The following is a 12,558-nucleotide window of genomic DNA, read 5'->3' as shown; positions in this document are numbered from 1 at the left end:
GAACGTACTAAAAATATGCCTGCATTTGTTGATACATTCCGCTATTCCGCAACTGCAGGGAGTTGCACTCCCTACGTAATTAAAACACTCTCCCGATGGTCGTGTTTTAATTACACCCTTGCCACATTTACTGCAGGCATTTAGCCCTTGTAAATGTAATGGGCTGCGCCCCTTCAACGCATCTTCAAAGATGCGTTTACCCTGCTTTCATTGATCTACGTTATGAGTATTTTTAGGGATTTTCTGAAGCATTTCTTTATAGTATTTTCTGCTTGCTTCATTGCACATAATACTGATGAACGTGTCCTTTTCTGTAGCATTTTTGAGATTAAAATACTTGCTGATTTTTCCTTCAAAAACATCATTTTTTGTTCCAAATTCCAGCATATTTTTTAGCTCATTATTTCCCAATCCATAATTGGATTTGAGCAGCTGATCAAGCATTTTAAGGGACATGTTTTCTAAAGAACGGAGTCTTGATAACTCCTCTTCCAATGATTCTATCTGAGCACTTATGCTCATATTTTTTTTGCTCATATATAAACCTCCTCGCTTCATGATTTTTGCAATGAATGTCAGCAAAGAGCTATAATAAACCTGCTAATGGATGGTTAAGCTCTTTACAGCTGAATATCATACTGATGCCGGGCCAAAATGTTGCAGCATTCTGGCCTGGCATTTTTTAGTTTTCTTCTTTTGGGACACCATATTTGGTGCCAAATTTTTTTACCAGACGGTTGAGTTTTTTCTCACTAAAGAGATCATACTGCCTGTCCAATGTAAGAATCATTGCTATCTTTTTAGCACCAATTTGTGTCATTTCTCTGTCCAGATTGTATGACTCAATAAGTAACCGCCAGCACCAAAGATACGATTCATCATAGATGTGTGGATTGATGTACTTCTTAGTGCCCAATCTAAAGATGCGGTCGATTCTCTTTTTTATTTTCCGATAGCAGATGATGAATTTATTACGGACTCTGTGATGCAGTGGCATACTATAAAGCCCATAACTCTCTAATAACAGCATATTGTTCACCTCCTTCCATGCATGTTTACATGAGATATAAAAAAGGACAAAAAAAGCCCCGGGATACCTGTGCTAACAGGATTTTCCCGAGGCAGTTCTTACCGTCTCACCATAAACAAAAATAATATGTATATTATAGGAAATGGTGCATTCTACAGCAATAGGAAATATCAAACAAATATTTATAAATGCAGGATGCAGTTAATATATGATTTACACAATTGAGGCTCATTAAAAATGCATTTTTTATGGCGGTGAACCGGCTCATATTTTTAATAGATTTTTATAATATACATGCGGACTATCACTAATGCTTTTTCTCCGCGCTGCCATCTTATAATTGTACCATTCCCAGCAGCTTCGCAGGTCTGCCCGAGCTCCCAGACCACATGCCGCTGGCTGTCACCAAGACAGCCTTAATGATGCGGCATGACAGGGAATGAAACGATCACCCCCATGCCCCCTCAAGGGGGACAAGCCGAAGCATCTGCTCCGTTAAGATTTCCATATTGATAAGTGCTTAACCCACGGTCTTTATGAAGTCTGCTTGTATGTAATCTTGTTGAGCGCGGTAACCATATCTTGCCAACAGTCCCACCACGGCATCAATTTAATAAATTCCGTGTCATTTTGATCCCACTGTTAACCTCTGCTATGGAGATTCCTTTGCCCGGTCGAAGCAGGATGTCAGTAGCGGGTTACTGTATGTCCCTTGCTGTATGTTGCATGACTGATTTTAACGTAAAGTGTTTCTGATCTTTCATGCTCGTTGTGTTTTATGCACCTCTTGCGTTTTGGCACTGTACTTCGTTCCGCTGTTATGGATTTCAAGGACGGCGGATTTTTTCTTAACGCCATGCTAAAAAAATCCTTGCAAGTGCCACGGCATCCTTGAATCCACGCCTCACTTCGTACTGTATGTGCCACGCAGCGAGGCTGCAGAAAACAATCAACTCGTCTCATGAAAGGAGAAACACTATGTACGTTACAATCAATTCAGCAACATATGACAGCAAGGAGAATACAGTAATCCTGGAGGCTACTGACCTTGATAACCTGCTTCTTAATGACTGGGCAAAGGAATTCCCATCTGATGCCGAGGTTACCTTCAAGTGGGATCTTACGCAGAAAGGACACAGAATTTATCTTTATAAATTGATGAAGGCCGTGGTGACAGAGGACTGTAACTGCCTTGTCGATATGGTTAACGCGCTCAATAACAAGATTACAAATATCAGCGCAAACTTCCTGTCAAAGACCGAGGGTTAATCCCTTGGTTCTTTTTCAGAAATCAGCCGGAGCAGATGCTTCGGCTTTTTTTATGGAAAAACCCCCATGCACCCCGGCTTGCGCCGTGCCCGTTTTTCCATGCCTTTTCCCGCAGTAGAGAAAACTGAATTTTAAAGTTGGAGAGATGTAATATTTATGGCCAGTGCAGCTACGCCAAGAATCTATCGCAATCTGTTTGGAAGGGATATATTTAAGGACCTTTCAAAGCTTGAGAAGGATATCGATAAAAGCGGCGAAGAAGACCTGGATATGTTTTCATTGGAGCTGTTTGAGAACCTGGCCTATGTATTTGCTAAGCAGGGTGATCCTGATAAGAAGTTTAGTTCACCTGACGAATGGCTTGATCAGTTCTCAACATTTTCTATTTATGAAATTCTTCCAGAGCTTATATCTCTTTGGGGGATGAATATTAACCAGCAGGAAGAGTCTAAAAAAACTTCCAGCAACTGATAGAGAAATGACAACAGCTCTATTTTTACTATCCCAGTTCGAGGGCTTTTATTTTGAAATAGGCAGAGGAAAAGGCGATCCAACCCCGGATCGCCTTTTTCGTATTTGCCAGTAAACTTCGCATAACTACTGTCATCGCTAAGCGTTTTAGTTTCCTTGTAATTGTTTTAGATAACTATTATTGAATTCACAAACTGAATTATAATAATAGATTGTTTTTTCCGGTAATACCGATTGGCCTGATTCATGAGCCTTTTCTATCGAATCTAAATCCTTTAGCTGCTCAGAGAACTCTGCATAACACTTCATGGCTTCGTCAAACGCCTTTTTATCAGCGCTGTATTCGTCTGTTAGTTTATTAGCCAGTTCTACATATGTGTCTTTTTCTGCATATGCCTTATTAAACATATCCGCTTCTATTTCTAAATCCGCATCCCAACCATACGTACAATAATGCTCTATATTATTGGCAGGCTTTTGTAGTGTTTCTAAATAGGAACACAACTCATGAACTATTTGCATTCCCTCTGGTGCATCATCAAAAGGACTACTTATCTGAATGTTACTGGCCATTTCCTGTAACTCTGCTATCTGATCCGCCAATTGTTCTTCCTTGCTCTTTTTCGCGCCACACCCGGTTAACACAAGTACCCCTATAATGTTTATTACAAGTAATGTCTTAATAAAAGTTTGTTTCATAATTCATATGCTCCTTTAATTTCATAATATTACAAAATAACTAACATGTATTTTATTTACTTTTTCCTGAACCATTACACATACCACATACTCCTATTTCGAAAGCATCATGACCAGATAAGTATGCTTCCAGATTACTGCCACCATAATAGTACTTTACGTACCCAGTACCTCCGCAGTTTGAGCACCTGCCTGAACTAGAATTAGTCCCAGATGCAGCAGCTCCGGATTTCTGACCTTTTGCAACAGTTCTACCATTGGCCTTTAAAATATTATTAATGCCACCATCAACCACATTTGCTTCCGTTAGAGACAAATATATGGTTCTGTTATATTCATCCCACGTTCCCATTAGCTCATATCCAGATTTATTCGAGGGCTTAATTTCTATATCCTCCCAATTTCCTGAATCAGCAAAAATCTTGCCATCAACACAATAGAAATCATCAAGATAATAGTACTCACTTATAAAGCTTCCACTTCCATAATTTATTCCCACAAACGGCATATATTTTTCATATTCTTTTATCCTTGCAGATACATCTTCAAAGTCGGACGGAAGTTGCTTATATAATTCCAAGGCCCCAGATAAAGACTCGGTTTCATACTCCAAAGCATCATAATACAACTCATAGTTCTTTACATCGTCGTATATTCCAGAAACGCCTTCATAATCAGGAATAAGCTCTATTAACTTTGCTGCTTTTTTATAATCGTTACCTTCTATATACTCTAAAGCTTTCTGGTATAATACTGGTTCAACATAAGTGTTCCCATTATTTATCTGCTTTGATAATAGATAAGCATCCTCATATTCTCCCATAAACAAAGCTTTAGAAAATGAAAGCTTGTTAAGCGCATTTGGATATCCTAAAGAATCTGTATAATAATCTATGGCTCCTTCATAGTCCCCATCAGCCAATCTATTATCACCAAGCTTGGACTTATTAAATGCGTACACAAAATAACCAATTACACAACATATACAAATACCAACAGATAGAATAAGCACAACCCGATCCATTTTTGCTCTATTTAGCGCATCGGGGTTATCCTCATTTTTCTGGATTTCTTTATATAACAAAAATCCTAAAAGTGCCTCCAGTAATATGAAAAACACGAAGGCAGTCAATATTTTAGTTTTAAATGAATCACTAACCTTTCTATTTGAAATAAGTGAGTCAGAGCCGTTTATATTTTTATTTCCATTAATATAAACGTCACCGACTAAAGATACCTTAAATCCGTCTTTTTCCAATTTATATCGGTCTACCAAATCTTCAAGGTCATAGCTTATTAGACTGTCTGAAAACTGATCTCCATATTTTGAATAATCATAAAAAGCATATAACGCTAAATCAATAACATATGATCCATCTGATTTTTTTATTATTCTATTAATGGAATAAGTCAAATTATTCACATGATAATCAATAATACTTTTAAATGGATCAGTACACATTTCTGACAGTTCTGACTCAATATCAGCCTTAAATTCTTTTTCCACTGCGAAGCATTCTTTTTCATGTGCTTTTACCATTGACGCAATTATAAATAAAAAGCCAATGATAACTAGACAAATCAGCACAATATAAGCCCTTTTGTTATTAGTGCTATATTGGATAACTACCTTTTCGCTCATAACATGTCCTTCCCCAAAATAATGACTACTGAATATATTTTGAAATATCTATTCCAAACTTCTCAGCCATTTCTAATAAATCTTCTACAGATGCGGTTTTAACATCTCCAGCTTCTACTAATGCAGCGCCAAAGCCGCCACCTAAAAATGCTCCTATACACTCAGATTCTATATCACTTCTGAGTCGTTCAATATCTATGTATCTCATTACCGTTCCCTTCCTCATTATTCCTGAACACTATGACTATATACTATTCTTTTTATTCAGTTTGACTTAGTGACTACTCAAAGTGTGAACAATATTTTATTTTTTCTTGTATTTATATTTATCACATTCAGCAAACCCGGTCGGATCCTCAAATAGCAATTCTCCAGTCTCAAGATTAAATGTTAGCTTTTTGGGATTTTGGGAATCCTTCGGAATCATTGTGAATACATTATTTTCTATACTCCCATTAATCTCACGATCTTTCTCATTATCACAATCTCCCCAATAGAGGGTAAAACATTCTTCTGGCTCTCCTACTCCAATATTGACATTTACTTTGAATGTAATATTTTCTGTACCTTCATGACGTGTATCATTCAAATCAATATCGTCTTTATACCATTTTCCACTAGTCCAAAGCTCATCTTTATACTCATGGCTAACAACAACCCAATCACCAGTATATTTTTCATATGTTTTGTAGAAGGCACGGATTTTTTCTGCTTCATCCTTTAAAACAGAAACCTGGTTCAACAATTCATAGCCTTCATTATATTCATTGAAAGAGAATTTGTTTGTTGCCTTGTCCATCAAGACAAGATCTTCCGTTTTACTTAGATATTCACCTGAATCTTTGTATCCATCAGCTTTTTCGAACCATGTTTGTGATCCATAGAAATCACCTTTATCCCAATAGTTAATCCCATATGCATACGATAGTGCTTTGGCTTTTTCTTGCGCATCTGAATAATTACCTGCTTCCAAGAAATAATTGATAGCATGTGAATAGCCGGAAATACCAGTTGCCTCATTGCATAAGCCGCGCATGTAGGAAACTTCCGCCTTACGATATTGGTTTATACCTGTAATACTAAGCTTGTCCAACGCGTTATCTGCGCCTTTATAATCCCCTGAAGAATACAGTGATTTAGCTTCTGCAAATCCTACATTAAACTGAACCAGCGGAATAATAACTGTAAATGCCAGCACTAATATGGCACTAATTATCCCTAAAGCAACAAGTACGCCCTTTCTTTGTTTTTCAGATTTGCCAATTGCCTTTTCTATTTCTTCTTTTTTATTGAGATATGCTTTCTGTGAGTATGTTTTCTCTGAATCTGTGGATATCTCTAATATCTTTTCGTTTGCTGCTTCAACTTCCTCAATAGTCCGAGCATTGTTCAAATCTGTATAATAACTCTGAAGAGTTGCCTGACGTTCTTCTTCTTTCTTACGAGTACATAATTCATCACATTCATGATAGTATTTCTCAGCATCTTCAAACGGAATCATAGACTTAAGAGCTAATGCTGTTTTTGCCAGTTCTAGACTAGAACGATTCTCATCTATAGAACTAATAAGATTTTCATATTCAATCTTTTTTAGCTCATATTCTAGTTTCACAATCTTTTCTTGAACATCTGCGTTGCCATATTTTTTTGCTAAAGAAAAATACTTATGATCACATATGTCCTTATATGCTTTTAATTCTATGAAATTGGCCACTTTTTTATCAGCAAGCAATTTCAAAAAGTATAATTCCCCATTTTCTGGTTCCATATCCAAAGCCTGCTCGCAATATAAATCAGCTTTAGTCCATTCTTTCTGTTCGAGGAACAGCTCCACTCTTTTTTTCAAAGTCTCAACTGTTGCATTAGAGTTTATTGAAAATCCTGCTCCAGATGCTATGCTTTGGCTCTGGCGATAATCATTCCATTCCTCATCAGTCATAAAATGTAAATTAGTAGATCGACAATGTGGACAATGTTCAAAATCTATAATCTTTCTTTCCTGATTATGAACTTCTGCCTGATTTGCTCTAGCAGCAACCCAGTTGCCAGAAAGAGCCCCAGCAATCGAACCTATTGCTGATAAAGCTTCCATTGTTGAAGCGCTTTTATTCTTAGCAATATCTTGATCTGTATAACAAAAAACTTCTCCACATACGTTACACTTAACTCTGTACTCCATAACAACCCTCTAAATATTTGCAAAAAAAATGGGGACCCCTTGGTCCCCACCGGAAGGAATATTATCATATTATAATTTAATTTGCAACATGCCATAAGTTATATTGTTGTTTCCTCGTACATGCTTATTCCCTCATGCTTTAGCTGTTTCATATAATTGGTTCAAGTTTAAATGTTATTTTTTTGAATGTTTCATCGCTATATTTCATAGCGCACAAAAGTTGAAGTTTTTTATTTCTTCAACAAAATATCTTCCGGAGGATTATTCAATAATTTTTTTATCTGTGAGCTATCAATAATACGGAAATTATCAATTTTAGCAACTTCGACATTGACTTCTTTTATTACCTGGGATGTATCAATGAATAGCACTCGTTCAACATCAGCTGGCATCTTTCTCATCCTATTCAGAATATCTTCAACATCACTTAAATGTAGATATCGCTTACCCTTGAATTGCTTCAGTTCGATCGCAAATTTTCTTCCGTCTTTCTCAGCTAACATATCAAAAGCTGCTGATTCTGACACAACATATCCCACCCTATTAAGAGCATGCTTTATTAGAATTTCTCTTCCGTATGGGGACATTAGCTTTTTAAGAGCATTTAGCAATAATTCAGGCTTAATCTTAACAATTGCCTTCTTGGCACTATTAGGTGCATCAGATGAAGTGTTAAAACCAATAAAATAATTGTCATCAATTACAGCAAATCTACCATGAGCTATGCAATTTCTTATACAACGCAATAGATTATTCGTCTTGGATTGGCTAGCAATTGCAGAAATAATCACCTTTTGGCAGTCACAGCATATTTCATTCAAATAGTAATTCCAATCATCATCGTCTATTGCTGTTTTCGAATCCAACAGCTTAACGTCCTGATCTTCATCTATACCCATTTCATGCAATATAAAGGAAAATGAAAAATCATTGTAAAGTTTGTCTTCAATCAACTCATTTTTAAAGGACTGAAACGAGCTAATATTAGGAACATACCAAAGCAAATTTTTTATGTTTTCATCCATAGACTCTGATAAAATAATTGGTTTGGGTTTATGAATAATATTATATTTTATCTTTGGAGCACCAGTACTACAGCATCTATCAAACATCTATGTTATACCTCCCAGCTTTTTTCATACAACAATCATTATATTTCAATATTACATAGGGAACAAAGAGAAAATGCTATTTCCCAACTTGTGTGAAAATTTATTTCAATAACAACTGTATAGTTGCGAATTAAAATTTCTGTGTTATAGAATATGCTCGATTTATAACAGTTATACCTAGCAAGTGAAGGAGTATAAAATCAATGAGTGAACGTATAAAAAGAGCAATGGACAATCCTGTAAGGAAATTTGTATTGGTAGTTGGCGGTGCAATAACTATATTCAATATATTTTTTCTTTTGTTTTCTTTGACTATTGGTTCTGGTACCGGAGTATTTGTAATGTTGCTTTTCACTGCTCCATTTGCATATGCGATATATTACGTCTTGTACTCTAAAGAAAAGCTTGATTACGATCAGTACAGGCTAATAAAAGACAGAATGGTTTTCTTCGAACTTAGAAATCAATTAGACAGCTACTATAACGAAATTGGGGAAAACGATAGAAAAAGATATGATGAATTAGCGATTATGTTCAATAAAAGTCTGAATGAATATGCGACTAATGTTTTAGAAAGGCAACAGGAAAAACTATAGAGTTACCGATAATGCATATAATGGCAGGCGGAACATGTCACGCCGTATATGACGAGAAAACCGGTATGTTTGCGATTGCACCAACTGCTGAGGCGTGGCTAAACATTACATATAGTTATTCTCGATATTATTATGATGCTGCAGAAGGAGATAATAGGTTTTACGGATTGGATTGCAATGGTAACTATACAAATCTAGGTATTAGAGGTATATATGGTAAGACCGCTTTAGAATCTATTCCTATGTTAAATGATATGGCAGAACGCATACAGGGTACGTTGAGAGTGGTAATGATAACTGCGAATATGATGTTCTGGCCACGCAGGACGATTTTGATTCTTTTTAATCCTGGAATTATAATATTCATAAAAGCCGTAAGTTTTCACATGATTGGAGGAATCGTTTATGGCATATAAAATTGATAAGTTAAGTTGTCCTTCATGCGGAGCAGGAATAAACATGGATATTCAGGGGAGGAAAACTCTTTTTTGTCCTTTTTGTGGGAGCCAATTCTCGGTTGATGATGGGGAACGCGTTTATACACATAATATAAATATCCATAAAAGATATACTGACGATGCTGCAGTTGAGAAGGAAATAAGAAAAGATAGAGAGAACGCGAGACAGAATAAAGCAGCAATATTTGCATTAATTATATTGTCTATACTTTTGGTTTTAATATTTGTTGATTTACGTTGGTGGGCTATGTCAGACGACGTGGCTGAAAGGAATAACATAGATGCGGGACTAATTAAAGTGGGGCAAGCATCTAGTGATATGGAAGGAAAAAAATATCATGTTGTCGAAGAACAACTAAAAAGTGCTGGGTTTACAAATATTACAGAGATCGACTTAGACGATGCAGGGTGGCTGAAAAAGGAAGATACGATAGAAAGTATAACAATTAATGGAGAAGCTTCATTTAGTTCAGACAAATATTTTAGTCCAGATGCAAAGGTAATCATAACGTATCATTAGTAATGTATTTTTTATTTAGGCATCTACCTGAGGGTAGGTGCTTTTTTCATGCATATATTTAGGAGGGCTAGGGTTATCTGCAAGGGAAAGATTTACAACATAGTATATGTAAATCCAATCCCGGAGTCATTTGCTACAGACATTATGCATAAGGGATTTTTAATTATGGAATGTTAGCAGAGAAAGTTATTCAAGTGCCCTTTGGGCATCTGACACATGGACATATCACTTGTGCAGGCAGCTGCTATTGCCAGACTACGCGCCATCAGAGAACCATGCAAGGGCAGGCGATGTTCGCAAGCGAACCCTTGCAAGAACCTCTGATGGCGCGGTGTCGTATGGCATAGCAACTGCCAATACTGCACAAGGAGGTATGTCCATGATATGTGTCAGAGGCCCAGATGGGGCACTTGAATTAAATAACATTTTAGTAGTTAAGAGAGTAGTTAATAGAAAAGGAGATAATGATAATGAATAGCATGATGTTTGAGGAATTTGTAAATGAGATAGCAGGTAGAATCAGAGAATTTTTACCTGAGAGGTTTTCTAATGCTGATGTAGATATTAAGGTTGTGACAAAGAATAATTCTTTAAGACTTACAGGGCTTACAATCAAGGAGGTGGACAGTAATATAGCTCCTACAATCTATCTTGAGAAATTTTATGAAGAATATAGAGATGGTGAGGATATGGGAACTATCTTACAGAAGATTGCAAATATGAGAACTGAGAATGAAGCTCCTGATAATTTAGATGTTGAGAGTCTGAATGAGTTTGCGTATTGTATGGACAGGATTGTACCGAGACTGGTATCGCTTGAAATGAATAAGGAATTGCTTAAGGACAGACCGCATATGGTAATAGAGGATCTTGCTGTTCAATATTATGTGATACTGGACAGAAGCGAGGACGGTACAGCCGGAGTTGCGGTAACAAATAGTATCATGAGAAGCTGGGGAGTAACAACAGAGGAATTACATAAGACAGCCCTTAAAAATCTTCCAGTGATAGAGCAGAGTACTTTCCAGTCAATGTTTGAAGTACTCAGCAGGATGATAGGTGGAGATTTTGAAGACATAATGCCTGAAGACAGTGGAATGTATGTATTAAGTAATAAATCCAAATTGCATGGAGCCTCAGCTCTGTTGGATACGGAAATGATGAATAATATATATGAAAAACTTGGCGGAGAGTTTTATGTCATCCCATCTTCTGTACACGAAGTAATCATACTTCCGATGAATCTGGGCTTTGACAGCAAGGGGCTTAAGATGATGATAAATGAAGTAAATTCTACGCAGGTGTCATTAGAGGACAGATTGGCCGATCATGCATATGTATATAGTATCGAGGAAGGTCTGAGAACAGCTGCTTAATACAACAATCCCTCTGGTAACGATGTTGTTATCAGAGAGATTTATTTTTGAAGGGAGAACTTTTGATGAATAATCTGCAACTTATTGCTAATGCTGCTCTGGAGCATGGGGTATTTTCTGAACTTGAGATAGCGGAATTTATAGATCAAGGATATATACCTCTTCATTGTAAGAGTGAATGGGATAAGATCGGTGCTGAGAAAGGCGTGATATATAAGATAAAAGATGGTGAGAAGGGAATAACCTGCAGTATATGGAAAGCAAAAAATACGCAGAATGGAAAGCCCTCATTTTACAAGGCTAAATGTTGCTTTTATAAAGAAGAACAGCTTATAAAAGAAAAAGCCACGCTTGACATGTGACCCTGCGCCATGTGATCAGGGCAGTGGTCGGGCAGGGCATAATGATAACCCTGCCCGGTGCACCATATCATATGGCGTTATCCCATGTAAAGCGTGGCATTAGATGATATAATGTTGTCATGACTAAAAAAGCAAACTCTTCTCCAAAATATGAATACCCGCTAAATCTCTTAAGAGATATCTGCAAAGAGCAGGGCAAGGAAGAATTACCTACTTCGATATCTCAAGAGACAAACTCTATTCTTTTGAAAATGTTAGATGATCTTACTGAAGAACAAAAGGAATTGATTCAGCGTCGCTATGTTGAGGGAAAGACGTTTAAAGATATTGCAGAATACTACGTGGTTTCAAAGCAAAACATACATTACACTATAAAACGTATACTTAAGATTATAGGTTCTAAGCGTCAATTTGGTGCTTTGTTTTGGGATAAGGGTACAACTTATACCATTGAGACTCTTGAAGATCTGGAACTATCTAATAGAGTTTATTATGCTCTTGTCAGGCAAAATATAACCACTCTGCAAGCACTAAAGGGGCTAGGACTAAATGGGGTAGCACAGCTACGATCTATAGGAATAGGTGCTTTAGCTGAAATAGAGTATAAAGCGGGATTTTTGTGGGAATAAAAAAGAGTAACAATACTGTATTTTTAAAAACAAAAAGAGGGTATATTCAAAAATGCTGCAGGAAGCAGGATTGCCTTCAACTATAAAATTTAGAAATTAATATCTGCGGATATGTTAACAAAAATGTATAGATGTCTCATAACTTAAAAGTTATGAAACTGATATAAAAAGCGCATAGTATGGGCAATTTATCGGACTCAAAATATGGTATCATT

General features: G+C 36.6%; 16 protein-coding genes. 9 read left to right on the top strand and 7 right to left on the bottom strand.

The window, feature by feature from the left end:
* Window positions 1-207: 207 nt before the first annotated feature.
* Both G608_RS0106865 and G608_RS0106860 read right to left on the bottom strand, forming a co-directional pair.
* Window positions 208-537 (bottom strand): hypothetical protein, encoded by a 330-nt coding sequence (locus tag G608_RS0106865; RefSeq protein ID WP_026495410.1) that lies wholly within the window; start codon window positions 535-537, stop codon window positions 208-210.
* 145 nt (window positions 538-682) lie between these two features.
* Window positions 683-1,030 (bottom strand): hypothetical protein, encoded by a 348-nt coding sequence (locus tag G608_RS0106860; protein WP_026495409.1) that lies wholly within the window; start codon window positions 1,028-1,030, stop codon window positions 683-685.
* Window positions 1,031-2,008: 978 nt separating this feature from the next.
* Here G608_RS0106860 and G608_RS0106855 point away from each other — a divergent pair.
* Window positions 2,009-2,299: a hypothetical protein gene (locus G608_RS0106855; RefSeq protein WP_026495408.1), complete on the top strand. Its 291-nt coding sequence runs from the start codon at window positions 2,009-2,011 to the stop codon at window positions 2,297-2,299.
* A gap of 156 nt (window positions 2,300-2,455) precedes the next feature.
* Window positions 2,456-2,770, top strand: coding sequence for a hypothetical protein (locus G608_RS20255; protein ID WP_051208966.1), 315 nt, complete (start codon window positions 2,456-2,458; stop codon window positions 2,768-2,770).
* Window positions 2,771-2,917: 147 nt separating this feature from the next.
* On the opposite strand, the gene G608_RS0106845 is transcribed toward G608_RS20255, so the two are convergent.
* The 5 genes from G608_RS0106845 to G608_RS0106825 all read right to left on the bottom strand — a co-directional run bounded on the left by G608_RS0106845 (window position 2,918) and on the right by G608_RS0106825 (window position 8,402).
* Window positions 2,918-3,469: a hypothetical protein gene (locus tag G608_RS0106845; RefSeq protein ID WP_026495407.1), complete on the bottom strand. Its 552-nt coding sequence runs from the start codon at window positions 3,467-3,469 to the stop codon at window positions 2,918-2,920.
* 52 nt (window positions 3,470-3,521) lie between these two features.
* Window positions 3,522-5,111, bottom strand: a complete 1,590-nt coding sequence (locus G608_RS0106840) for a tetratricopeptide repeat protein (protein ID WP_026495406.1) — start codon at window positions 5,109-5,111, stop codon at window positions 3,522-3,524.
* A 25-nt stretch (window positions 5,112-5,136) separates the two neighbouring features.
* Window positions 5,137-5,319, bottom strand: coding sequence for a hypothetical protein (locus G608_RS0106835; protein ID WP_026495405.1), 183 nt, complete (start codon window positions 5,317-5,319; stop codon window positions 5,137-5,139).
* Between the two features lie 96 nt (window positions 5,320-5,415).
* Window positions 5,416-7,290: a hypothetical protein gene (locus G608_RS0106830; RefSeq protein ID WP_026495404.1), complete on the bottom strand. Its 1,875-nt coding sequence runs from the start codon at window positions 7,288-7,290 to the stop codon at window positions 5,416-5,418.
* A gap of 230 nt (window positions 7,291-7,520) precedes the next feature.
* A complete protein-coding gene (locus G608_RS0106825; protein ID WP_026495403.1) occupies window positions 7,521-8,402 on the bottom strand; it encodes a restriction endonuclease in 882 nt (293 codons plus the stop codon).
* Window positions 8,403-8,605: 203 nt separating this feature from the next.
* Between G608_RS0106825 and G608_RS0106820 the strand changes: the two genes are divergently transcribed.
* The 7 genes from G608_RS0106820 (at window position 8,606) to G608_RS0106790 (ending at window position 12,343) form a co-directional block, all read left to right on the top strand.
* Window positions 8,606-8,998 (top strand): hypothetical protein, encoded by a 393-nt coding sequence (locus G608_RS0106820; RefSeq protein ID WP_026495402.1) that lies wholly within the window; start codon window positions 8,606-8,608, stop codon window positions 8,996-8,998.
* A gap of 20 nt (window positions 8,999-9,018) precedes the next feature.
* Complete coding sequence (locus tag G608_RS0106815; protein WP_196810153.1) at window positions 9,019-9,414, top strand: hypothetical protein; 396 nt, start codon at window positions 9,019-9,021, stop codon at window positions 9,412-9,414.
* Entirely contained in the window at window positions 9,404-9,976 is a 573-nt protein-coding gene (locus tag G608_RS0106810; RefSeq protein ID WP_026495400.1) for a hypothetical protein, read from the top strand. Before G608_RS0106815 ends, G608_RS0106810 begins: the two co-directional genes overlap by 11 nt.
* Before the next feature lie 247 nt (window positions 9,977-10,223).
* Window positions 10,224-10,454, top strand: coding sequence for a hypothetical protein (locus tag G608_RS20250; RefSeq protein WP_035794942.1), 231 nt, complete (start codon window positions 10,224-10,226; stop codon window positions 10,452-10,454).
* Window positions 10,447-11,352 carry a DUF5688 family protein gene (locus G608_RS0106800; protein ID WP_026495399.1) on the top strand — a complete coding sequence of 302 codons (906 nt, stop codon included), beginning with the start codon at window positions 10,447-10,449 and terminating at the stop codon, window positions 11,350-11,352. Before G608_RS20250 ends, G608_RS0106800 begins: the two co-directional genes overlap by 8 nt.
* A gap of 47 nt (window positions 11,353-11,399) precedes the next feature.
* Window positions 11,400-11,714 (top strand): hypothetical protein, encoded by a 315-nt coding sequence (locus tag G608_RS0106795; RefSeq protein WP_155833237.1) that lies wholly within the window; start codon window positions 11,400-11,402, stop codon window positions 11,712-11,714.
* Window positions 11,715-11,833: 119 nt separating this feature from the next.
* Complete coding sequence (locus tag G608_RS0106790; protein WP_026495397.1) at window positions 11,834-12,343, top strand: sigma factor-like helix-turn-helix DNA-binding protein; 510 nt, start codon at window positions 11,834-11,836, stop codon at window positions 12,341-12,343.
* Window positions 12,344-12,558: the final 215 nt, after the last annotated feature.

Origin of the sequence: Butyrivibrio sp. WCD3002 (assembly GCF_000424265.1) — a bacterium.
Taxonomy (GTDB): domain Bacteria; phylum Bacillota; class Clostridia; order Lachnospirales; family Lachnospiraceae; genus Butyrivibrio.
This window is presented reverse-complemented; position numbering and strand designations above follow the sequence as displayed.